This is a genomic window from Rhizobium sp. SL42, assembly GCF_021729845.1.
GTDB lineage: Bacteria > Pseudomonadota > Alphaproteobacteria > Rhizobiales > Rhizobiaceae > Allorhizobium.
Genome location: NZ_CP063397.1, coordinates 2,555,590 through 2,579,355 on the forward strand (window position 1 = coordinate 2,555,590; position 23,766 = coordinate 2,579,355).

General features: G+C 60.5%; 18 protein-coding genes. 8 read left to right on the plus strand and 10 right to left on the minus strand.

Annotated features, from left to right (window positions below):
• Positions 1-72: 72 nt before the first annotated feature.
• Positions 73-948: an alpha/beta hydrolase gene (locus tag IM739_RS12130; RefSeq protein ID WP_442981131.1), complete on the plus strand. Its 876-nt coding sequence runs from the start codon at positions 73-75 to the stop codon at positions 946-948.
• Between the two features lie 14 nt (positions 949-962).
• Here the strand turns inward: IM739_RS12130 and IM739_RS12135 are convergent, their stop codons facing one another.
• Positions 963-2,138, minus strand: a complete 1,176-nt coding sequence (locus IM739_RS12135; protein WP_237367991.1) for a GGDEF domain-containing protein — start codon at positions 2,136-2,138, stop codon at positions 963-965.
• A gap of 256 nt (positions 2,139-2,394) precedes the next feature.
• On the opposite strand from IM739_RS12135, the gene tpiA reads away from it, so the two are divergent.
• From tpiA to IM739_RS12160, 5 genes are all read left to right on the plus strand, one after another.
• A complete protein-coding gene (tpiA, locus tag IM739_RS12140) occupies positions 2,395-3,165 on the plus strand; it encodes a triose-phosphate isomerase (protein WP_237367992.1) in 771 nt (256 codons plus the stop codon).
• A 104-nt stretch (positions 3,166-3,269) separates the two neighbouring features.
• On the plus strand, positions 3,270-3,656 hold the full coding sequence (gene secG, locus IM739_RS12145; RefSeq protein ID WP_237367993.1) for a preprotein translocase subunit SecG: 387 nt from the start codon (positions 3,270-3,272) through the stop codon (positions 3,654-3,656).
• A gap of 134 nt (positions 3,657-3,790) precedes the next feature.
• Positions 3,791-5,428 carry a CTP synthase gene (locus tag IM739_RS12150; protein ID WP_272911309.1) on the plus strand — a complete coding sequence of 546 codons (1,638 nt, stop codon included), beginning with the start codon at positions 3,791-3,793 and terminating at the stop codon, positions 5,426-5,428.
• A 115-nt stretch (positions 5,429-5,543) separates the two neighbouring features.
• Positions 5,544-5,981, plus strand: a complete 438-nt coding sequence (locus IM739_RS12155) for a hypothetical protein (RefSeq protein WP_237367995.1) — start codon at positions 5,544-5,546, stop codon at positions 5,979-5,981.
• Complete coding sequence (locus tag IM739_RS12160; protein WP_237371056.1) at positions 5,962-6,567, plus strand: class I SAM-dependent methyltransferase; 606 nt, start codon at positions 5,962-5,964, stop codon at positions 6,565-6,567. Before IM739_RS12155 ends, IM739_RS12160 begins: the two co-directional genes overlap by 20 nt.
• Before the next feature lie 6 nt (positions 6,568-6,573).
• Here the strand turns inward: IM739_RS12160 and IM739_RS12165 are convergent, their stop codons facing one another.
• Genes IM739_RS12165 through IM739_RS12185 form a run of 5 tightly spaced genes read right to left on the minus strand, consistent with a single transcriptional unit; the run spans position 6,574 to position 12,051 of the window.
• Positions 6,574-7,797 (minus strand): molybdopterin molybdotransferase MoeA, encoded by a 1,224-nt coding sequence (locus tag IM739_RS12165; RefSeq protein WP_237367996.1) that lies wholly within the window; start codon positions 7,795-7,797, stop codon positions 6,574-6,576.
• Positions 7,798-8,295, minus strand: coding sequence for a cyclic pyranopterin monophosphate synthase MoaC (gene moaC, locus IM739_RS12170; RefSeq protein WP_237367997.1), 498 nt, complete (start codon positions 8,293-8,295; stop codon positions 7,798-7,800).
• The gene (gene trpC, locus IM739_RS12175; RefSeq protein WP_237367998.1) at positions 8,292-9,107 is read right to left on the minus strand and encodes an indole-3-glycerol phosphate synthase TrpC; all 816 of its coding nucleotides are present in this window, start codon (positions 9,105-9,107) and stop codon (positions 8,292-8,294) included. The genes moaC and trpC overlap by 4 nt, the downstream gene beginning before the upstream one ends.
• A gap of 9 nt (positions 9,108-9,116) precedes the next feature.
• Positions 9,117-10,139: an anthranilate phosphoribosyltransferase gene (gene trpD / locus IM739_RS12180; protein ID WP_237367999.1), complete on the minus strand. Its 1,023-nt coding sequence runs from the start codon at positions 10,137-10,139 to the stop codon at positions 9,117-9,119.
• A 22-nt stretch (positions 10,140-10,161) separates the two neighbouring features.
• Positions 10,162-12,051, minus strand: coding sequence for a peptidylprolyl isomerase (locus IM739_RS12185; RefSeq protein ID WP_237368000.1), 1,890 nt, complete (start codon positions 12,049-12,051; stop codon positions 10,162-10,164).
• A gap of 261 nt (positions 12,052-12,312) precedes the next feature.
• Between IM739_RS12185 and IM739_RS12190 the strand changes: the two genes are divergently transcribed.
• Positions 12,313-14,925, plus strand: coding sequence for a cation-translocating P-type ATPase (locus tag IM739_RS12190; RefSeq protein WP_237368001.1), 2,613 nt, complete (start codon positions 12,313-12,315; stop codon positions 14,923-14,925).
• Between the two features lie 71 nt (positions 14,926-14,996).
• On the opposite strand, the gene gltA is transcribed toward IM739_RS12190, so the two are convergent.
• Positions 14,997-16,286 (minus strand): citrate synthase, encoded by a 1,290-nt coding sequence (gene gltA / locus IM739_RS12195; RefSeq protein ID WP_113141305.1) that lies wholly within the window; start codon positions 16,284-16,286, stop codon positions 14,997-14,999.
• Between the two features lie 310 nt (positions 16,287-16,596).
• On the opposite strand from gltA, the gene IM739_RS12200 reads away from it, so the two are divergent.
• Positions 16,597-19,083 (plus strand): ComEC/Rec2 family competence protein, encoded by a 2,487-nt coding sequence (locus IM739_RS12200; protein WP_237368002.1) that lies wholly within the window; start codon positions 16,597-16,599, stop codon positions 19,081-19,083.
• A gap of 80 nt (positions 19,084-19,163) precedes the next feature.
• On the opposite strand, the gene lexA is transcribed toward IM739_RS12200, so the two are convergent.
• The 3 genes from lexA to IM739_RS12215 all read right to left on the minus strand — a co-directional run bounded on the left by lexA (position 19,164) and on the right by IM739_RS12215 (position 23,765).
• Positions 19,164-19,883, minus strand: a complete 720-nt coding sequence (lexA, locus tag IM739_RS12205; protein WP_237368003.1) for a transcriptional repressor LexA — start codon at positions 19,881-19,883, stop codon at positions 19,164-19,166.
• A 324-nt stretch (positions 19,884-20,207) separates the two neighbouring features.
• Complete coding sequence (locus tag IM739_RS12210; protein WP_237368004.1) at positions 20,208-21,551, minus strand: HlyD family type I secretion periplasmic adaptor subunit; 1,344 nt, start codon at positions 21,549-21,551, stop codon at positions 20,208-20,210.
• A 12-nt stretch (positions 21,552-21,563) separates the two neighbouring features.
• A complete protein-coding gene (locus IM739_RS12215; protein WP_237368005.1) occupies positions 21,564-23,765 on the minus strand; it encodes a type I secretion system permease/ATPase in 2,202 nt (733 codons plus the stop codon).
• Between the last annotated feature and the right edge of the window lies 1 nt (position 23,766).

Here is a 23,766-nt window from a genome sequence, read left to right on the forward strand (position 1 = left end):
TCGGTCAAGCTTTGCGTGCCTGACTTGCCGATGGCAAGGCGCGAGCCAAAGGGAAGCTCCTCTTCGATGCAGATGTCCACAACTCATTTCCGCACCGCGGCGATTTCGTGCGTTCTCTTTCCGTTTCTCTTGGTTCAAGCCTTTGCAACAGAGCCGCTGAAGCCGTTCAAGGACGATCTGTTCTCAAGCCAGACTGTGCTGGATAGCCGTGATGGTGGCGATTTTACCATCGTTGACTATCAAGAGCTACGTGACATCAACGGTCGCGACAGCATTCCCGAACGCCGGGTCAAGGATCGTTATGTGTCGTTGGCCGTCCGTCGGGTACAGGAAAATCAGACGCTTCAATTGGCGAGTGGACCTCTGGAGGTTGCCCGTGTCGGCAAGGATACGGGCCAGGCCTTTACCGTCATCTTCATTCACGGGCGGGGTGGCGACAGGAGACTGGGTGTCAACGACATCACCTTTGGCGGCAATTTCAATCGGCTGAAAAACCTCGTCGTCGCCAGCGGCGGCACATATTATGCGCCCTCCGTCCAGAGTTTTGCGGATGATGGCGTGTCCACCGTCGCGGCGTTGATCGATCATGCCTATGTAGCTTCCGGCGGCCGCCCGGTCGTGCTTGCCTGTGCTTCGATGGGCAGCTTCATCTGCTGGGGGATCACCCGCGATCCGAAGGCCGCAGCGCAATTGTCCGGCATGGCCATCCTTGGGGGCGCGACGGATGCGAATTTCACCAAGAGCATTGCCGCCAAGCGCAAGCTGCCACTCTGGTTCACACATGGCAGTCGCGATAGCGTTTATGCTGCAACGGATCAGATTGCGCTCTACGACCGCTTGCACACGTCAGGCTATCCGGCCCGTTTCACACTGTTTGAGACCGGTGCTCATGGCACGCCGGTGCGCATGAGCGACTGGCGCGCAATCCTGTCCTGGCTGATCCGATAGGCCACAGACCGGTGTCAGGCCGTCTGCTGCAACGCGTCACCCAACCAGGCAACCCGGTTGCGCCCCAGGCGTTTGGCCTCGTAGAGCGCCGTATCGGCATGTTTGAGCAGATCCTCCAGCCCGATATCGAGGGTCGGGCCGCCAGCAATCCCCAGGCTTGCCGTTACGATACCTGAAGTGCCCCGATGCAGAATGTTCTGCGCCTCGATCGCGCTTCTGATCGTCTCCGCCATTGCCAATGCCTGGGCTGGTTGAACGTTTGGCAAGAGAACAAGAACCTCTTCTCCACCAAAGCGGAAGGTCACCCCTTGGTCGCCTACAGCGTCGGATATGCAACGACTGACCGAACGAATGCAGGTGTCACCCTCGATATGGCCATGCACATCGTTGAACAGCTTGAAATTGTCGATATCGAGCATGATTGCGGAGACAGACGCATTCTTGCCGGGGTTCTTCCAAATATCGTCGGCGATACGGGTGAGGGAGCGCCGGTTGAGAAGCCCGGTCAGTTCGTCTTGCTCAGATTGTGCGGTGACCACGCGATGAAGGAGGGTGCCGCGAAGCTGATTGAGGAAGTTGAGCCGCTCGGAATGTTCCTGGAAGTAGGCGCCGAGTGCCAGGAACACCGAGACGGTGCCATAGAACGAGACCAGCGCCTCATAGGTGACGTCATCCAGCGAACCGTTGAGCTTGGTGGTGGTCAATTGAATGCAGGTCAGCAGGAGCAGACCGAGCAGCGTTGCGCGGAAGCGGGGACGCAGCCCGATGACAAGGAAGAGAAACACCAGAACATTGGCATTCTGGTAGATGAAGAGGTGCGGGCTGGTGGTGAATACGGCAACGGACATTGGCAAGAACGCACCAAGTACGACGACGCAAATGGAAAGGATGTCGTAGTTTCGTGGTGACGGCCATTTGCGGATTGCCAGTGTGGCGAACAGGGCGAATGGTGTGAATATGGCAAGACGCACGAATATGAGTTGAGGCAACATATCCGGAATCATTGTTGCATCGCCGACCCAAACCATGTCGTAGATCAATGTACCGACAATTGCCCATACATGGACAATACGGATCCTTGACGCAGCAAATTCCTTGAGAAACTCGGCTTCGACCGCCGGCGAAAAGCGCAACCAGCGGAACCCCGACTTCAGTTGCCGGTTCACCTGGTCAAGCACAGCATCATGCATTCTTGCTCTCCGCTTCTACGATACATCCACAACTTTAAGGCATGATTCTGAAAGGAAGTAAAAAGTCGAGTTCTCGCGTCTGGTGTAAAACCTAAAGTTGAAATTACTAATACTCGGACTTCTGCCGTGAATTCTTGCATTTCTGGTTCACATTTTCACCATACAGCCCGAAAATCGGGCCAAAAGCGAAGGCCAATCTTTCTTTTGAAGCAGCAATTTGCTAGTTCCGCTTGATTGGATAGAGGTGGGTGAAGATATGACGCCAGATGTTCGACCGCTGGTCGCAGGCAATTGGAAAATGAACGGGACGAGGGATTCGCTCGACCAGATCAAGGCGATTGCACAAGGTGTAGAAGGCCCGCTGTCGCAAAAGGTCGAAACGCTCATTTGCCCTCCGGCCACACTGCTTTATGTCGCCACCGCGCTGTGCACCGACAGCCCCCTGCAGATCGGTGCGCAGGACTGCCATCAGAATGCCTCTGGCGCCCATACGGGCGATATCGCAGCCGAGATGATTGCCGATTGTTTCGGCACCCATGTGATCGTTGGGCACTCGGAACGCCGTACCGATCACGCCGAGACGGATCATCTCGTGCGTGCCAAGGCGGAAGCCGCCTATGCGGCTGACCTGACAGCCGTCATCTGCATCGGTGAAACAGCCAATGAGCGCCAGGCCGGCCAGACGCTCGACATTCTCAAGCGCCAGCTGGCGGCCTCGGTTCCCGATGGCGCCAAGGCTGATCGCACGGTGATCGCCTACGAGCCGGTCTGGGCTATCGGCACGGGCGTGACGCCGACAACGGCGGATGTCGCCGAGGCGCATGCCTTCCTGCGCGCCGAACTGGTCAAGCGCTTCGGCGCAGAAGGAAAGATCATGCGGTTGCTCTATGGCGGCTCGGTCAAGCCATCGAACGCCAAGGAGCTGATGGGCGTCGCCAATGTCGATGGCGCTCTGATTGGTGGTGCGAGCTTGAAGGCGAGCGACTTCCTCGCCATATACCGCGTCTATGAAGAGCTGACCGCCTGAAAGCGGGCCGGAAAAGCAGGCAAGGGGCTTTCTTTGCCTGCATCTCTCATGTAAAGAGCCGCCAACCCTATTGATTTTGCCTTTTCGGGCAGGATGGACATTCCATGCAGACCGTATTGCTTGTTATCTACCTCATGGTCGTCGTCGCATTGATCGGCGTCGTGTTGATTCAGCGTTCTGAAGGCGGTGGTCTCGGCATCGGCGGCGGCTCGGGCTTCATGTCCGCTCGCGGCACGGCCAATGCTTTGACCCGTACCACCGCGATCCTGGCGACGCTGTTCTTCGTCATCTCCCTGGCGCTTGGCATTCTTGCCCGCTACGAGGCAAAGCCGACCGATATTCTCGACCGGATCCCGGCGGGCAATGGCACGACTCAGGGCGGCGGCAGCGTTCTTGACCAGCTTCCGGGTGCTGCTCCGGCAACCCAGGCACCGGCCACCACGCCGGCTGCTCCGGCGCCTGTCGACCCTAACGCTGTTCCGAATAACTGATCGGAACGCATCCCATCGCTCCGGCGGGCTCTAGGGTCCGCCGGTTTTATTTTGTCTGAATTCCGCCGATCTCATAAAAATATGTGGGACAGAGTCATTAAGGACTGGCGGAATCGAATTCGAAACGGTATCCGGTGAAGCCCATGGCGCGATATGTATTCATCACTGGCGGCGTGGTTTCCTCTCTTGGTAAAGGAATTGCGGCCGCGGCTCTCGGGGCATTGTTGCAGGCACGTGGTTACCGTGTGCGTCTGCGCAAGCTGGACCCTTATCTCAACGTTGACCCGGGCACCATGAGCCCGACTCAGCACGGCGAAGTCTTCGTCACCGATGACGGTGCCGAAACCGACCTCGACCTTGGCCACTACGAGCGGTTTACCGGTCGCTCGGCCACCAAGACCGACAACATCACCACTGGACGCATCTACAAGAACATCATCGACAAAGAACGTCGCGGTGACTATCTCGGCGCGACCGTGCAGGTCATTCCGCACGTGACCAACGAGATCAAGGATTTCGTCATCGAAGGCAATGACGATTATGATTTCGTCATCTGCGAGATCGGCGGCACCGTCGGCGACATCGAGGCCATGCCGTTCATGGAGGCGATCCGCCAGCTCGGTAACGATCTGCCGCGCGGCACCGCCGTCTACGTGCACCTAACCCTGATGCCCTATATCCCGGCGGCCGGCGAGCTGAAGACCAAGCCGACCCAGCATTCCGTCAAGGAACTGCAGGCGCTCGGCATCCATCCAGACATCCTGCTGGTGCGTGCCGACCGGGAAATCCCCCAGGCCGAACGCCGCAAGCTGTCGCTGTTTTGCAATGTGCGCGAAACCGCCGTCATTCAGGCACTCGACGTCGCCAATATCTACGACGTTCCGATGGCCTATCACAAGGAAGGCCTCGACAACGAGGTTCTGGCCGCCTTCGGTATCGAGCCTGCGCCCAAGCCGCGTCTCGACCAGTGGGAAGAGGTCTGCAATCGCATCCATACACCGGAAGGCGAAGTCACGATCGCGATCGTCGGCAAGTATACCGGCCTGAAGGATGCCTACAAATCCCTGATCGAGGCGCTTTACCATGGGGGCTTTGCCAACCGTGTGAAGGTCAAGCTCGAGTGGATCGAGTCGGAGATCTTCGAAAAAGAAGATCCGGCGCCGTGGCTGGAAAAGGTCAACGGCATTCTCGTGCCCGGCGGTTTCGGCGAACGTGGCTCCGAAGGCAAGATCCTGGCGGCCCAGTTTGCCCGCGAACGCAAGGTCCCGTATTTCGGTATCTGCTTCGGCATGCAGATGGCGGTCGTCGAGGCAGCGCGTCATCTGGCGGGCATCGAAAAAGCCTCGTCGACCGAGTTCGGCAAGACCGATGAGCCGGTCGTGGGCCTGATGACGGAATGGATGAAGGGCAATCAGCTCGAGAAGCGTGCCTCATCCGGCGATCTCGGCGGGACGATGCGTCTCGGCGCCTACAAGGCGGCTTTGAAGAAGGGCACCAAGATTGCCGAGATTTACGGCTCGACCGATATCTCCGAGCGTCATCGTCACCGCTACGAAGTCAATGTTGACTACAAGGACCGGCTGGAGAGCTGCGGCCTGGTCTTCTCCGGCATGTCGCCGGACGGACTTCTGCCGGAAACGGTGGAATATCCGGATCACCCGTGGTTCATCGGCGTTCAGTACCACCCGGAACTGAAGTCGCGGCCGCTTGACCCGCATCCGCTGTTCGCAAGCTTCATTGGTGCGGCGGTCGACCAGAGCCGCCTCGTCTGAGGCGCAACCGACAGAATTCGACAAACCCGGCCTTTGTGCCGGGTTTTTTGTTGCTCGGTCCAAGCTCCGCACAAGTTCTGCGCCGCAATCTCCGCCGATATTCAAGGAGATTGCCATGCGAATCGGTGAAAATTCGATCTATTCCAGTTCATACGCCGTACAGACGAAGAAGAGTTCCGCCGATGCGGCACTTCCCACGGCAGCGCCAGCGGCGACAGCGCCTACGGTGGGGGTTGAGACGGATGCCTCGGCAAAAAGCCTGAGCAGCAACCTCTGGCTGCTTCAAACAGATATCTATTATTCGAAGGATGCCGAAAAGGCAGCTGCAGGCAAAGACGATCTTGCGAACGAGTTTCGCGAACTTTCGGATATGACCGTGGCCGAAAAAATACGACAGGACTATCTTGAGAGCCACGGCATGACGGAAGAGGATCTTGCGGCACTGCCGGAGGAAGAGCGCAAGGCGATCGAGGCGGAGATCGAACAGGCGATCAAGCGCCAGCTGGGATTCGATGAGAATGCCGATGCTGAGGATGGCTCGGCGCGTGCCTGAGGATCCTGAGACGCTGGAGTTTTACTCGCGGGAGGCGACAACCTACGTCCAATGGTCCGGTACGGAGCCAAGCCGTCGCCTTGATCTGTTCCTGTCGCGTCTCAAGCCGAATGCGCGCATTCTCGAACTCGGCTGTGGTGCCGGCAACGATAGCGCCGCCATGATTGCACGCGGTTTCGACGTGACCCCGACCGACGCTTCTCCTGAAATAGCAGCACGCGCTGCAAGCCGCCTTGCTCGTACGGTTACGGTCCTGGCGGCCGGAGACCTGTCCGCAGTTTCGGAGTTTGACGCGATATGGGCAAGCGCCTGCCTGCTGCATGTCCCGCTGCCGGATCTTGCCGATGTCATCGCCCGCATCAACACCGCTCTGAAACCGCAGGGTCGCTTCTATGCCAGTTTTAAATCGGGTGAGGCTGAGGGCAGGGATCGTTTCGGTCGCTACTACAATAATCCTTCTGCGATGGAACTCGGAGGCATCTACCGCAGGTCGCCGTGGAGCAATCTTGATCTAACCTCGAACTCTGGTAGCGGCTATGATGGAGAAAGCACCACATGGCTCCATGTGACGGCCATCAAATCATGAGCGGGCCTAGCCGGAAAACGGCCGGAGCGTCAGGATAGGGCAGAGTTCGCCGGAGGCCAATTCCGGTGCATGCGGCGGGCGCACGATCAGGCAGTCCGACTGCGCGAAGATATTCATCATCGACGAATCCTGCTTGCCGAAGCTCTTTACCTGCAATTCACCTGCGGGGCCGCGGCAGAGACTTGCACGAAGATAGTCCTGTCTCTGGTCGTTTGCGGCGAGCGGAGCGGCAAGACGGGCCATCGTCATGCGATTGTGCGCTGGTCGATGGCCGAGCTTGGCCAGAAGCGGCTCGAGAAAAAGCAATCCGCAGACCATGCTCGACACTGGGTTTCCAGGCAGTCCGAGTACGTGTGTCTCCCCCAGACTGCCGACCATCAATGGCTTGCCCGGTCGCATGGCGATCTTCCAGAAATCGAGCGTCATACCGGCCGCCAGAAAGGTCGACTGGACGAGATCGTGATCACCGACCGATGCACCACCCAGCGTAACCACGACATCGGCCTTAGCCGTCTGTGCCTTTACAATGGCATCGGTGATCATGTCGCGATCATCGGCGACAATGCCAAGATCAATTATGTCTGCACCGATCGCCCTCGCCAGTGCGGCAATGCCGAAGGTGTTGGAGCCGATAATCTGGCTCGGGCCCGGTTGGTTGCCCGGCGAGACAAGTTCGTCGCCCGTCGCAATGATCGCCACGCGTGGCCTGCGGTAGACAGGCAGCGATGCGTGGTTCATTGCAGCGGCGAGCGTGATGCGGGTGAAATCGACAGCAGTATTCGCGGTCAGAGCGATATCGCCTTGCCGGAAGTCCTGACCACGTGGCCGGATATGACGTCCAACGGTAACCGGAAAGGTGGTCCGGATCAGACCCCCATCCAGCTTTTCAGCATCTTCCTGTAGCAGAACGGCATCCGTCCCTTCGGGTACGGGGGCGCCGGTGAAGATCCGCACCGCTTCCCCATCACTCACCACGCCGGCAAAGGCATGACCGGCAGCGGAGCCGCCGACAACGCGCAAAACAGCGCCGGGGTCAGCCGCATTCGCTGCCTTGAGCGCATAGCCATCCATGGCGGACGCATCGAAGGGAGGCTGTGTCAGCCGCGCTTCCAGATCGCTCGCGAGCACACGGCCATCACAGGCATGCAGAGGGAGATGTTCGACATCGATGATCGGTCTGGCCGTGGACAGCAGTCGAGCCTGCGCCTGCTCGACCGGGAGAAGTGACATCTATTCAGCCTCCGGGTGGCGGAATGGGCCTGATTTTCCGCCTGTCTTTTCCAGCACGCGGATGCTGCCGATTTCCATTGTCTTGTCGACGGCCTTTGCCATGTCATAGATCGTCAGGCATGCCACGGAAACGGCCGTGAGCGCTTCCATCTCGACACCGGTCTTGCCGGTCAACTTGACGGTTGCAACGACCCGCAGGCCCGGCAGCAGTGGCAGTTCGCTGATGTCGAGGGTGATCTTCGACAGCATCAGCGGGTGACACAGCGGAATGAGGTTTGAGGTCTGTTTTGCCGCCATGATACCGGCAATGCGCGCCGTGGCGATCACGTCGCCTTTCTTGGCATTGCCGTCCCGGATGATTTGCAGCGTCTCGGCTGCCATGCGTATCTGGCCCTCGGCCATCGCCACGCGAACCGTCTCGGCCTTGTCTCCGACATCGACCATATGCGCTTCGCCGGATGCGCCGATATGGGTGAGGCCCGGCCGGTCGCTGCTCATTCGGCGGCCAGCGCTCCGGACGTGCCGGTCAGCAGGGCCCGTGTCGCTGCCGCGACGTCATCCTGGCGCATCAGGCTTTCGCCGACAAGGAACGTCGTGATGCCGACCGCCTGCATGCGCTTGCAGTCTGCATGGGTGAATATGCCACTTTCGCCGACCAGCAGCCTTTCGGCCGGAACCATTGGCGCGAGCTCTTCGCTGACCGTCAGGCTGACGTCGAACGTGCGAAGATTGCGATTGTTGATGCCGATCAGCGGTGAGGCGAGCTTCAGGGCCCGTTCCATTTCCTCGGCGTCGTGCACTTCGACCAGCACGTCCATGCCCAGTGCCACAGCTTCAGCCTCGAGCTCGGCGGCTTGGTCATCCGACAGCGATGCCATGATCAGCAGGATGCAGTCAGCGCCCCAGGCGCGAGCTTCCAGGACCTGGTATGGCTCGAACATGAAATCCTTGCGCAGCGCCGGCAACGAGCAGGCATCGCGGGCCGCACCAAGAAATTCCGGCGCGCCTTGAAAGCTCGGCGTATCGGTCAGCACCGACAGGCAGGCGGCACCGCCGGCCTCGTAGGCCGCGGCCAGGGATGGCGGATCGAAATCGGGGCGGATCAGACCCTTTGAGGGGCTTGCCTTCTTGATTTCGGCAATCAGGCCAAAACGCCCTTCGGCCTGTGCCTTCACCAGAGATCGGTAGAAGCCGCGGGGTGCGCTCTGTGTCTCGATGGCCGCCCTGAGAGTGTCGATTGGGCGAACAGCCTTGGCCGCTGCAATTTCTTCGCGCTTGTAGATTTCGATGCGTTTGAGAATGTCGGTCATGATTGAAGCTTAGCTCGACACGGCGGAATTGGAAATGGCAATCAGCTTGTCAAGCGCTGCGCGAGCGCTACCGGTGTCGAGCGACTGGCTGGCGAGATGCATGCCCTCGGTGATGTCGGCGGCCTTGCCGGCCACGATCAGCGAGGCTGCAGCATTGCACAAAGCCACGTCGCGATAGGCGGTCTTTGCACCGTTCAGCACATCGAGCAGCGCTGCCGCATTGACGGCACCATCACCGCCGCGAATGGCGTCCAGCCCCACTGTGGGCACGCCGAAGTCCGCAGGCGTCAGTTCGAACGTGGTGATCTCGCCATCTTTCAGCGCTGCCACTTGCGACGGGCCGGTGGTGGTGATTTCATCGAGGCCACTGCCATGGACGACCCACGCGCTCGTCAGTCCGAGATCGCGCAACGCTTCCGCCCCCGGTATCAGCCATTCCGGCGAATAGACGCCGAACAGCTGCCGCTTGACATTGGCCGGGCTGGAAAGCGGTCCGATGATGTTGAAAATCGTCCGAGTTCCAAGCTCAACCCGTGTCGGGCTGACATGGCGCATGGCCGGATGGTGCAGTTGTGCGAACATGAACCCGATGCCCGCTTCCCGGATGCAGCGAGCGATCGTGTCGGGATCGATGTCCAGCTTGACGCCAAGTTGCGAAAGGGCGTCGGCCGTTCCTGATTTCGAGCTCAGGGCCCTGTTTCCATGTTTGGCAACGGGGACGCCCGCACCGGCAACGATCAGGGCTGCAAGCGTCGAGATATTGTAGGTATTGGTGCCGTCGCCACCGGTCCCGACAATGTCGATTGCGTCCGCCGGCGCTTCCACTGTCACCATCTTCTGGCGCATGATGGAGATGGCGCCGGCGATTTCGTCGACGGTTTCTCCACGCACGCGAAGCCCCATCAGGAAGCCGCCGATCTGAGCCGCGCTGGCTTCGCCGGACATCAGGATCTCGAAGGCATCACTCGCTTCCTGGCGTGTCAGCGACTGACGGGTGGCGATCTTCGCGATGAAGGGCTTCAAGCCGGACATTTTTGCTCCCCCCGGGCTGCTGTTAGCGGACCATGGCCTGCTGGGCCAGCGCCTGATTGAAGGTCACGCCGTAGTCGGACTGCAACTGGGTCACCATCTGGTCGAGAATGTCGTCGCCAGCGGCATTGGCCATGGACACGATCTGTTCGTCCTCATTGTTCAGCACGCTACCGCTCGGTTGATCGCGTACGGCGGTAACCGTAAGCAGGATCTGCGTCGTCGGGTCGGCGCCCGCAGCGCTTGCAACGGTGCCAACCGGGCCGCCAAAGGCGGCAACGATGGCGGCTGAACCGAGAACGGCGTCTTCGCTGCGGCGTGTCAGGCCGGCCTTGCTTTCAACCGCAAGGCCAAGTTCAGCGGCGACATCTTCCAGCTTTCCACCATCGGCGACCCGCTTGCGCAGGCTCTCGGCCTTGGCGCCAAGTGCAATCTTCTGCTGTTCCGCGGTCCAGTCGGCAACGGCCTTTTCACGCACTTCGGCCAGCTCGCGATCGCGTTCCGTCTTGATGTCTGTCACGTCGAACCAGATGTAGCCGCTATTGCCGACATTGACCGGCAAAGCCTCGACCCCGATATCGGTCCGGAAGACTTCGGCAAGCAGCGCATCCCGTTCCGGAATGCCTGCAACTTCCGTATCACGAGCGTCCAGACCGCGACGGTCGATCATATCGACCGTGATCGGCTTGAGCTTCAGCTGTTCGGCCGCTTCCTTGAGCGTCGTGCCGCCGGCGCGCAGGTCTTCGAACTGATCGTGAACCGTGGTGATATCGGCGATCGCGGCAGATTCCGCCAGCGCCTCGCGGATTTCTTCCTTCACTTCGTCCAGCGTCCGGGTACGGCCTTCCTTGATATTGGTAACGCGCAGGATCACCGGACCCAGTGCCCCCTCGACCACAGGCGTCGTGCCGCCTTCCTTGGCGACAGCGAAGGCGGCGTTGGCCAGCGTGACATCCGGCAGCTTGTCGCGCGAGAAGTCGCCGAGCAGGACATCGCCTGCGGTCTTGCCCTGGTCGGACACAAGCTGGTCGAACGGAGTGCCGGACGCGAGTTCAGCGGCAGCGGCGTCTGCAAGCTCGCGCGTCTCGAACGTGAGTTGCTCGATCGTGCGCGTGCCAGCAATCTCATAGCTGGCCTTGCGCTTTTCGTAGTCGGCGCGGATCGCGTCGTCAGTGATTGCAGCCTTGTCGGCAATGTCGGCAGGCTCCAGCTTCACGTACGTGAAGCTGCGATATTCGGGCGCGCGGTATCCTGCTTTGGCCGTCTGGAACCATGCCGAAAGTGTTGCATCGTCTGGTGCCTTGACAGGATCGATATTGGCATTGGTCAGGAGGACGTAATTGATGTCGCGGTTTTCGTAGCGGTAGGCCTTCAGCGCGTCGACCAGGACCTTCGGTGCGGTGAAGCCATCTGCCGTCGCGTCGACGATCTGGCTGCGGATCGCCACTTTCGAGCGCTCCTCGATATAGTCGTCCTGCCGAAGGCCGGCATTGGCGAGACGCGAGGCAAACAGCTGGCGATCGAAAGCACCGGCAGCGTTCTTGAATGCCGGATCTTCGGCAATCAGCTGCGCCAGGCGATCCTGTGACAGTCCGAGATTCATGTCGGATGCCAGTTGGTCAAGTGCTGCGCCGGCTGCAAGCTGCGAGAATACCTGGCTTTCGATGCCGAGCGCGCGTGCCTGTTCCGTGGTCAGCTGTGTGCCGAAGCGTCGGCTGAGTTCGGTGACCTGCCGTTGATAGGCAAATGCGAAGTCGCTTGCCGATACTGTCTGGTCGCCAACGGTAACCACGGAATTCGAGGTTGTGCTGAACAGGGAGGCGGAAACGCCCCAGACTGCGAATGAGATGACAAGCATCGACATAAGCACTTTGGCGACCAGGGTTTGGGAAGCTTTTCTCAAAATGACGAGCATCGGAACGCAATTACCTCATGACAAATCTTCGCATCGGGCGAAGCGGGTGGACTTCCTTAAATCAAACCGTCGAGGAAATGAAGGCTCGTTTGGCGAAAAGCCTGCAACCTCTGGCGAAGGGCCAGCGGCGCGGCCGGCCCGTCTCCGACACCGGCAAGTTCCAACCGCTTGACATCGCGCAAAGCGGCCGGCGCGTGGCGCATTTATACTGCGAGGATAGATGGTCGAAACCGGGGTTGGAATGCCGTGACGGACACACGAATGCGTGAGGTCGCCCCGCATGTCTCCCGCGGCCTGAATGACGCTCAGGTGGCCGATGCGCGAGCAAGGTGGGGCGTAAACAGTCTTCCCGTTGCGCCGCCGCCAGTATTTTTCACCGTCTTGTTGCGTCAGTTCTTAAGTCCGCTGATCTATATCCTGCTTGCCGCCGCAGGTCTTTCTCTTGTGCTTGGCAAGGCGACAGACGCCGGCTTCATTGCGATCGTGCTTGTGATAAACGGCATGATCGGCGCCTTTCAGGAGTATTCTGCAGGAAAATCGGCGGATGCGTTGAGAGCCTTGGAGCAACCACAGGCGACCGTTATGCGGGATGGCGTGCGCCAAAGGCTGGATGCCGTTGAACTGGTGCCGGGAGACATCGCGCTCGTGGAGAGCGGCGAGAGGACGCCGGCCGACATCGAACTGCTTGCGGCGGAAGGGCTGCAATGTGACGAGGCCTCGCTAACGGGCGAATCAAGACCGGTGTCCAAATCTGTCGGCGAATTCGCCTATGCCGGGACCATGATAACACGCGGGCGGGCGACGGGCTGTGTTCGGTCGACAGGCAGCCGCACCGAACTTGGCCGCATTGCCGGGGCCGTTCAGGCTCCCGCCAGTGTCAGGCCGCCTCTGATGATCAGGATGGAGCAGTTTACCCGCCATATCGCCTATGCGGTCGGTGTGGCGATCGTCGTTCTGGTCTTGGGCGGCCTTTGGCGGGGGATGCCCCTGGTGGACCTGTTGACCATGTCCGTCGGCCTGGCCGTCAGTGCCATACCCGAGGGGCTACCGATCGCGATCACCGTGGCGCTGGCCATCAGCATGCGTCGCATGGCGAAAGCCCATGTCATAGTCCGTCATTTGCCGGCCGTGGAGGCACTCGGTTCCTGCACGATGATCGCGACCGACAAGACGGGAACGTTGACGCTGAACGAACTCACCGTCACCGACATCCGACTGCCCGATGAAACCCATTGGGTGATCGATGCCGGTGCTCATGCTCCCGATGGCGCGATCCGCAGCCGGGATGGCAACCATGTCAAGGCAAGCGAAGCCGTATCGCTGTTGTTGCGGGCTGCAAGTCTGCCCAATGAAGCCGAGCTCGCGGGCCGTGACGGCTTGTGGGGTCCGAGCGGTGACACGGTCGATATCGCCCTGCTGACCGCCGCCCACAAGGCCGGCATGTCGAAAGCCAGTCTGTTAGAAGAATTTCCGTTGCATCGGCGCCTGCCTTACGAGCCGGAGCAGAAATATGCAGCTTCCTTTCATCATTCAGAAGACCGGCTTCGCATCTTTGCCAAGGGGGCGCCGGAGCGGTTGATCGCCATGTGTTCCAGCATGCAACTCGGCGATGAGGTGGTCGCACTCGATCCGCATCTGCTGGAGCGTCAGATCGCCGAAATGGCCTGCGATGGTCTGCGCGTGCTCGCCTTTGCCGAAGGCGAGATGGAGCATGTCGGTCGCGATGGTCTCGGCGGCCATCTGCTGGTGGATCTGACTTTCCTCGGACTGGCCGGCATGCAGGACCCGATCCGGCCCGAGGTTCCAACCGCTATCGCCGCCTGCGAGACCGCCGGAATTGGTGTCGTCGTGGTGACCGGTGACGATCCGCGCACGGCAAGGGTGATCGCCGGCAGGGCAGGTATCCCGGTCGATGATCGTTCCGTGGCAACGGGCGACGAGGTGGCGGATGCTTTGGCAGAGGCGGAAAGTGTGCTGGATCAGCTGACACGCCGCATCCGTGTCTTCGCCCGTGTGAAGCCCGAGCAGAAGCTTTCCATCGTTCGCTCGCTGGCCCGCAACGGTCACTTTGTTGCGGTCACCGGGGATGGGGTCAACGATGCCCCGGCGCTCAAGCATGCGCATGTGGGTGTGGCAATGGGCATGAAGGGTACGGATGTCGCCAAGGAGAGTGCCGACATCATCCTGACGGATGACAATTTTGCCTCCATCGTTGCCGGCATTGTCGAGGGCAGGGTAGCCTATGGCAATATCCGCAAGGTCGTCTTCATGCTCGTTGCGACCGGTGCAGCAGAGGTCCTGCTATTCCTGCTTGCCATGGTGCTCGGTCTGCCCATGCCGCTCAGTGCGGTACAACTTCTGTGGTTGAACCTTGTCACCAATGGCGTCCAGGACGTGGCACTGGTGACAGAGCCCGCGGAAGGCGATGAGCTTACCCGCCCGGCTCGCCGGCCGGATGAGGCACTCTTCGACCGTCTGATGCTGCGCCGTCTGGTCGTGGCGACCTTGGTCATGGGCCTCGGCGGCTTTGCCGTGTTTTATACCCTTCTGAATACCGGCATGGCACCGATCCAGGCAAGCAATCTCCTGCTCGTCCTGTTTATCCTCTTCGAGAATGTCCAGTGCTTAGCCAGCCGCTCCGAACGGCGCTCTGTCTTCGGCCAGTCGCCCTTTACCAATCCGTATTTGCTGCTCGGCATCATTGGCTCACAGGCGCTGCACCTTGCGGCCATGTATCTGCCCGGATTGAGCGATGTGCTCGGCATAGCCCCGATCGCGGCAACCGACTGGCTTCTACTTTTCGGCATCTCCCTGCTTGTTCTCGCCGTCAGCGAAATGGACAAGGCCTTCGAATGCCGCCGCTCCAACCACTGACTGGAAAATGGAAAAGGCCGGCGGATCATCTCCGCCGGCCTTCGTGCATTGAAGTCCAGAATTGCTGACGATCAGCGCTTGGGCACCGGCAGGTAGTCGCGCTGCGGCGAGCCGGTATAGAGCTGGCGCGGGCGGCCGATGCGCTGCTGCGGATCCTCGATCATTTCGTTCCACTGGGCGATCCAGCCGACGGTGCGGGCGAGCGCGAACAGAACGGTGAACATGGTCGTGGGGAAGCCAAGCGCGCGAAGCGTGATGCCGGAATAGAAGTCGACATTCGGGTAGAGCTTCTTTTCCTTGAAATACGGGTCGCTGAGCGCGATCTTTTCGAGCTCCAGAGCGACCTGCATCAGCGGATCGTCGCCATGACCGGTCGCTTCCAGCACTTCGTACATGGTCTTCTGCATGATCTTGGCGCGCGGATCGTAGTTCTTGTAGACGCGGTGGCCAAAGCCCATCAGGCGGAACGGGTCGTTCTTGTCCTTGGCGCGGGCGATGTATTCCGGAATGCGATCAACGGTGCCGATTTCCATCAGCATGTTGAGTGCCGCTTCGTTGGCTCCGCCATGTGCAGGGCCCCAGAGGCAGGCGATTCCGGCCGCGATGCAGGCGAACGGGTTGGCACCCGAGGAGCCTGCCAGGCGAACGGTCGAGGTCGATGCGTTCTGCTCATGGTCGGCGTGCAGGATGAAGATGCGGTCCATGGCGCGGGCGAGAACCGGGTTCACCTGGTATTCCTCGCAAGGAACGGCAAAGCACATGCGCAGGAAGTTCGACGCATAGTCCAGGTCGTTCTTCGGGTAAACAAAGGGCTGGCCGATATGGTACTTGTAGGCCATGGCGGCGATCGTCGGCATCTTGGCGATCATGCGCAGCGAAGCGACCATGCGCTGGTGCGGATCGGTGATGTCGGTCGAGTCGTGGTAGAAGGCCGAGAGCGCGCCGACCGTGCCGACCATGACCGCCATCGGATGGGCGTCGCGACGAAAGCCGGTAAAGAAACGGCTCATCTGTTCATGCACCATGGTGTGATGCGTGACACGATGGTCGAAGTCCTTCTTCTGGGCGGCTGTCGGCAGTTCGCCATAGAGAAGCAGGTAGCAGACTTCCAGGAAGTCGCCCTTCTCGGCCAGTTGCTCGATTGGATAGCCGCGATGCAGGAGAACGCCTTCGTCGCCGTCGATATAGGTGATCTTGGATTCGCACGACGCCGTCGAGGTGAAGCCCGGGTCGTAGGTGAAGGCGCCGGTGTGCTTGTACAGGGCAGCGATATCGATCACGTCAGGGCCGATGGTTCCACCCTTGACGGTCAGGTCAACCGTCTGTTCGCCGAGTTTCAAAGAAGCGCTCTTGTCCGTCATGCTAATCCTCCGGAATTGGCGGGACGGCGTCTCGATAAAAGGCGCCATCGGTTAAGCGTATGGATGTAGCTATATGATACGGAAGTTAATGCCAAGCTATCCAAAGGGCAAATTGTGCATCGCGAAATCGGCAACAATCGAACCGATCGGTTCTAATCGTTTGAAGTTGCAAAGGCTTTCCGACCTGGCCTTTATGCACGCATTGATTGTTGATGAAAAACCTTTAGTCTCTGGGCTTTAACGGGGCTTTTTCCCGGCAGTGGCGAGGGACGGGTTGCACGTGTCTGACTTGGCGCAGAGCGAGACCGCAATGGCCGACGCAGTCGCGCAAGGCGGTGCGGCGCTGCCCGATAGGTCGCCTGCGGTCGAACGGCAGGCAGTCGCTGCAAGACGGACCAACTCGCCTCTGATCTACTGGCGCGCACGCTGTGAAAGGCTTCCCGCGGTATGCACGGCCGCCCTCGCGCTTGAAGCGCGCCACGGCCATTTTTTTCACTTCGTACCGGTATGCCTCGGGACGGGGGCCGCGCTCTGGTTCGTCCTCCCTGCGCCACCACCGGCAGCCGTTACAGTCTGCATTTTTGCAGTGCTGTTGTCCGGCATCGGGGTGAAGAATGCGCCTGCATCGGCAGCACATGCCATGTTTTGCGCTGCAGCATTGTTCTGTGCCGGCATGCTGCTTGCGGAATGGCAGACGCGGAGCGTCGCAACCACTGTGCTCGACCAGCCGGTGGTGACGATCGTTACCGGGGTGGTCGAACGTCGGGAGGCGGGAGCCGCCGGGGAATGGCGCTATGTCATGCGGCTAACGGGTACACTTGAGCCGCAACTGCGCCGCCCGCCCGAGCGCATCTCCATCCTTGCCCGCAGCCGCCATGAGCCGCTGCCGATTGGTGCTACGGCAACCGGACGTGCCCGCCTGTCGCCGCCGTCAGGCCCCGCGCTGCCCGGAATGAACGATTTCGCATTTGCCAGCTATTTTTCCGGTATCGGTGCCGTTGGCTTCTTTCTCGGCCCACCCGCGGCGGTCACTCCGCCGCGGCTCACGCCCTCGCTTTCGGGGCCGCCATGGACTGAATCGGGACCGCAAACCGGCTACGAATACTGGGGTGAATTCTGGCAGGTGTTGGATCGGCAGTTGTTTGCGCTGCGCGACCAGATCTCCACCCGCATTCGAACCGTTGTGCCAGGCGATCCCGGCGCATTTGCCGCATCGATCATCACCGGTGAGAGGCGGTCGATGTCCAAGGGTGCAACTGAAGCGCTGCGTCTGTCCGGCCTTGCCCATATCACGGCGATCTCCGGCCTCAATATGGCGCTCGCTGCCGGGATCTTCTTTGTCGGCCTGCGCGCCAGCCTCAGCCTGTTTCCGGTCTTGGCCCAGGCCTATCCGGTGAAGAAGATCGCTGCGGCTGGCGCACTTCTGGCGGTAACCGGCTATGTGCTGATTTCCGGTTATCAGGTCTCGGCAGTGAGGGCCTATCTGATGACTTCGATCATGCTGGTGGCTGTGCTTGTTGACCGTCCCGCGATCAGCCTGCGCAACCTTGCTCTGGCCGCGACCATCATCCTGATCGTCCAGCCCTCTGCCGTGCTGGGCCCCAGTTTCCAGATGTCGTTTGCGGCCACCGCGGCGCTGATCGCCGGTTACGCTGGCTGGCGATCGAGACCCAGACACCTGCTTCCACGCTTTCGCGCGCGCAAATACGTCGTGCTTGCGACCTTGGGGCGCTTTTTCGGCGGGACGTTGGCGACCTCCCTGATCGGCGGACTGGCGACGGCGATATTTGCAATCAACCATTTTCATCGGCTTTCGACCCACAGCCTCGAGGCCAATCTGATTGCCATGCCGTTGATATCTCTGATTGTGATGCCGGCAGGCTTTGTTGCGATGATTCTCATGCCGCTCGGGCTCGACGCCCCATTCCTAATTGTCATGGGCTACGGCCTCGAATGGGTCCTGCTTGTCGCCCGGGAGATTGCAGGATGGGGTGACGGTTACGCGTTCACGCGTCAACCGGACTGGCTCCTGCCGCTGACCGTTGCCGGTTTTCTGCTGTTGACGCTTTTGCGCAGTCCTTTGCGTCATGCGGGGACCGTCGTGATGGCCGTCACCTTGCTGGCGGCGGCCCTTTCGAACCAGAAGCCGAGGGCCGATCTGGTCGTCAGTGAAGACGGGCGGTTGGTAGGATTCTGGCCGGGCACGACAGCAACGCCGACGGAGGGTGATCGGATCGCCACCAACCGCATCCGCCCGCCCGCTTTCATCTTCGATCAATGGCAGCCCGCGCTCGGCGTTACCGCCGCGATTGCGCCACAGACAATGTCCGGTCCTGCAGTCGACGCTGTTTCGCCGGACAGGCCAAGGCGCACGCCTCTGTCGGAAATGGAAATCTCTGTGGCCCGTCAACGGCTCGAAGATCTTCTCGCCTCAGCCGGCAACCGGTATTTCACCTGCACCAAGAGCGCCTGCGCCGCCGTGCTTGACGGTTGGCGCATCATCACGCTCGACCGCCACGAGGTGACGGGCATCGCCTGTGATCTAGCCGATCTTGTCATCGTTTCCCAGCGCCCGGGTTTTGACGACTGCCGGTCCGGCGCGCGGCTGATTTCGGCTGACAGTCTGCGCAGTAGCGGAACCCTCGAAATCTTCCTTCGTGATCGCTCCAGCCGCACGCTGACGATCGTCCCTTCCTTTGCCGGTCCGTCGCGTCCCTGGACGCGTCACCGCCTGTATGATTGGCAAAACGGTTCGCAAGCCGAAAGCCATTCGGCCGACCTGCTTTCCCAGCAGTAGTCTGGCAACATGGAGCGGAACCGGGGGAGAGCAGGCCAAATGGCGCGACCGAAAAGACGAGCAGACGCCGGCACGACCCGTCAGTGATAGCGGCGGATGAGGCCGACGAGCTTGCCCTGGATCTTCACCCGGTCTGGCCCGAAAATGCGCGTCTCGTAGGCCGGATTGGCCGCCTCCAGCGCGATCGATGCCCCACGCCGGCGAAAGCGCTTCAGCGTAGCCTCTTCGTCGTCAACCAGGGCCACGACGATGTCGCCGGGATTGGCGTTGGATGCATTGCGGATGATCACGGTGTCGCCGTCGAGAATGCCGGCATCGATCATCGAATCGCCCTTGACCTCCAGCGCATAGTGCTCGCCCGAGCCGATCATCTCGGCCGGTACGGTGATGTCATGGGTATTGTTCTGGATGGCAGAGATTGGAACACCTGCGGCGATCCGGCCCATGACCGGAACGCTCACCGATGCGGATCCGCCGTCAGGGGACGACTTGCTCGGCGCAGCTGGTGCCGGCGGTGTCTTGCCAAGGCTGCCTTCTATCACGCTGGGCGCAAAGCCGCGCCGTGGCTGCAGGCTCGGCGTATAGGCTTCCGGCAGCTTGATGACTTCAAGCGCTCGAGCCCTGTTCGGCAGGCGGCGGATGAAGCCGCGCTCCTCCAGTGCCGTGATCAACCGGTGAATCCCGGATTTCGACGCCAGATCGAGTGCGTCCTTCATTTCGTCGAAAGAGGGAGGCACGCCGGATTCCTTCATCCGTTCATGGATGAATAGAAGCAGTTCCTGTTGCTTGCGCGTCAGCATATGCGATGCCCCAATTGGTGAAACAAATACAGAACAGACACTATATGTTCCATATGTGTTCCGCAAGGGGATAAATTTCCGTGAACTTTGCATGTGATTTGCTGACCGACTGCGAAAAAAATCGCCAATGCCAATTTACTCGGGTGGCCGCGGCGCACCAAAGCCGTCGGCATAGACACCGTCTTCAATCGTAGCGACGGTGCGGTGTTCCGGGTCGATGGCATCGTGCGTTGATAAGTCCGTGCGGACAGGGCTCACGGCAGCGGTCTGTCCTGTGGCGCAAGTATTGGACCGGGGTTGGTGTAGCCCCCGGTCGCTGATGGGTCACTGTTCGGAAAAGGCGCGCGACATGCTGTCGGTAATCGGTCTGGCGATATAGTTGAAGAAGGTGCGCTCGTTGGTCTGGATCATCACTTCGGCCGGCATGCCGGGTGTCGGCGTGAAGCCATGAACCCGTGCCAGTTCCGTTGGTGGAATGTTGATCCGGGCGAGATAGACGTCATGCGGGGCGGTCGACGTATTGCCGGATTGCTGCAGCGCGTCCGCCGACAGGTAGAAGACATCGCCCTTGAGCACGGGCGTCGTTCTCTGGTTCAGGGCAACCAGCCGAATGGTGGCCGACTGGCCCAGCTTGACGCTGTCGATGTCGTTGCGCGGGATCTGAGCTTCGATGATCAGCGGCACGCCGGCGGGCAGGATTTCGAGGATTGCCTTGCCGCTTTCGATGACACCGCCGTTGGTGTGATAGTGGATCCGGACGACGGTGCCGGAAACCGGCGCATTGATTGTCGCGCGCTCGAGGATATTGGCCGCTTCCCGCAACTGCTCCCGCACCATGTCGCGCTCGCTCTGAATGGCCTGCAGCCGCTCGAGTGCATCTTCGCGATAGGCACTTTCCGCGCGCAACACTTCCTGCTCGCCCTTCGTCCGTTGTGCCTGGGTCTCGGCGATTTCCGCCTCAAGCCGTCCGATCTGGCCGTCCGCCTCGGCGATGGCCCGCAGCAGAGCCTTGACCTCGTTGGCCCGGGCCACGCCCTTTTCCAGCAGGATCTGCTTTGCGGCATATTCATCCTTCAGCAGTTCGAGCTGGCGGATGGACGCATCGCGTTGCCTTGTATAGCCAATTTCGCGGAATTCGAGTGCCCGGATGTTTTGTTGCAGCAAGGCGCTCTCGCTGGAGAGCTTTTGCCGCTGCGCCCTGAAATTCAGCTGCTGGCTGACCAGGATCGCCCAGACGTCGGGATCGCCGCGGTGTTCTTTCAGCAACGAGGAAAGATCCAGTTTCTCGACGGTCTCGAACTGCGCGGTCAGCCGCGCCGCCGTCACATCCAGTCGCATGCGGCGTAGGAACAGTTCACGTTTTTTCGCCTGGGCCGCAGTCTCGTCCAGTTGCACGAGAGCCTGTCCTTCGACCACCTGATCGCCTTCGCTGACGAGGATTTGCTCGATAATGCCACCCTCCAGATGCTGGAGGATCTTGTTCTGGCCGGTCGCGACGAAGCTGCCTTGGGCAATGACCGCAGCGGCAAGCGGCGCGGTCGATGCCCAAGTGCCGAACCCGCCGAAGGCGATGGCCATCAGAACGAGGCCGATAATCGTCTGCTTGCTGATCGACCGTGGCACGTCGGAATACCACTCGATATCGTGGACTTTGGCGATGTCTACCATGCACGTCGCCTCCTATTGCAGTTGATGGCCGAATGAACCGCCTTCGATGTCGATGCCGCGGGCTTGCAATGCCTTCAGCACATCCATGCGCATGCCGAACAAGGCGACGGTGCCGTTGACCAAGAGCAGGATCTTGTCGACGCTGTTGAGCAGGGCAGGGCGCTGGGTCACGGTGATCATGGTGATCTTTTGCTCCTTGGCATGCTGAAGCGCGCGCATCAGGGCCACGTCGCCGGCGCTGTCGAGGTTGGAATTGGGCTCGTCGAGAACCACCAGATGCGGGTCGCCGAAAAAGGCCCGGGCCAGTGCAATGCGCTGCTTCTGGCCGCCCGACAGGGGTGAGCCGTCGGCAGCCACCATCGTTTCATAGCCATGCGGCAGGCCCGCGATCATTTCGTGCACATCGGCCAGCATGGCGGCGCGGTAGATCTGCTCGTCATCGGCATCGGAGCGCATCCGGGCAATATTGGCCTTGATGGTTCCGGGGAAGAGCTGCACGTCCTGCGGCAGGTAGCCGATGTTTTCGCCGAACTGCCGCTGGTCCCAGTTGCGAAGGTCCATCAGGTCCAGCCGTACATTTCCGGATGTCGGCAGGATCGAGCCGACCAGCATCTTGCCGAGCGTGGTCTTTCCCGCACCGGAATTGCCGATGACGGCAAGCGAATCGCCTGGCTGGAGAGCAAACGAAATCCCGTTCAGCACGACCCGCTTGGTGCCCTGAGGCACATAGAGCAGCCGCTCCACGTCCAGCCGCCCCTCGGGCTTCGGCAGGTTGAGGCGCTCGAAATTGAGCGGTGAGGCTTTCAGCAGCGCAGCGATCCGCCCATAGGCGGCGCGCGACTGGCTGAACTGGTTCCATCCTTCGATCGCACCTTCGATCGGCGCCAGCGCACGCCCGGCAATGATCGAGGACGCGATGACCATGCCACCGGTGAGTTCACCTTGGATCGAAAGGTAGGCACCCCAGCCGAGCATCGTGACCTGCGTCAGAAGACGGATTCCTTTGGAGACCGCAGCGATTGCGATGTTCCTGTCCTGCGCAATCACCTGCGCCTTCAGCGATGCGGCCGTATCCTTGCCCCAGATGTGCACCGCCTCCGGTATCATCGCCAGTGCATTGATGATCTGCGAATTGCGGGTCATCGAATCAAGATGCAGGTTGGCCTTGATCTGTGCGGTGTTGGCGTCCGCAAATGGCACGGCCGTGATGCGCTGGTTTATCTGGGTGAAGATCAGCAGCAGGATCGCCGTGACCACGACGATGTAGCCGAGATGCGGGTGAATCAGGAAAACCGCGAGCAGGAAAAGCGGTGCGATCGGGGCATCGAGAAAGGCGAGCAGCGTCCGCGAGACGAGGAACGAGCGGACCTGCTGCAGGTCTCCGAGCGTCTGGTATTCACGACCATTGCCCTGCAGGGACGCCCGCGCTGCCGCGCTCAGGATCGGCGCCCCGAGCTGGGCTGCAACCTCCACGGCGGTTCGCATCAGTATGAAACGGCGCAATGCATCGAAGGCCGACTGGAGAATGATGGCACCGACGATCACGATCGTCAGCATGATCAGCGTATCGGTCGAGCGGCTGGTCAGCACCCGGTCCGAAATCTGGAACAGATAGATCGGTATGGCCAGCACCAGCACATTGCTCGCAACAGTGAATACCATGACGATCAACAGGTTGCGCTTGACCGCATGGATGCCGGCCTTCAGGCTGGCATTGAAATCGACCTGGCCGAGCCGCTTGTGGAACGCACCGCCACCGCCACCCGATCCCTTGCCGCCCCGGGGGGATGCCGGATTGTCCGTGGTGGTTGTTTCGGCCTTCACCGGGCCGCAATCTCCATCGATCACCTTCATGCCGTCCGGGGCTCTCGATTCGAGCGGGCGGCTCTGCGGTGCATCAGGTTCGGGCTGCGGTTCCTGCCTGATCTCGGTGGTCGGCTCGGGCGAGGGAGTTTCTGGCGAGGGCGTTTCTGGCGTATCTGTCTGGCTGTAGGCGACCCGCAGGTTTTGCGGGGGGCGGATCGGCTGGGCCGACGTCGCCGATTGCGGCTTGGGATTGCCGACCTCTGCTTTCAGATAATCTTCGACGGCCCGTTCGAGCCTTGCATAGGTTCCATCCGTATCATTCGATGCTTCCAGCCGTGGCGATCTCGGTCCCGCCCTGTTTTCTGTTGGTTCAATCGGTGGCTCCAGGCGTTTGCGGATTTCCGACATT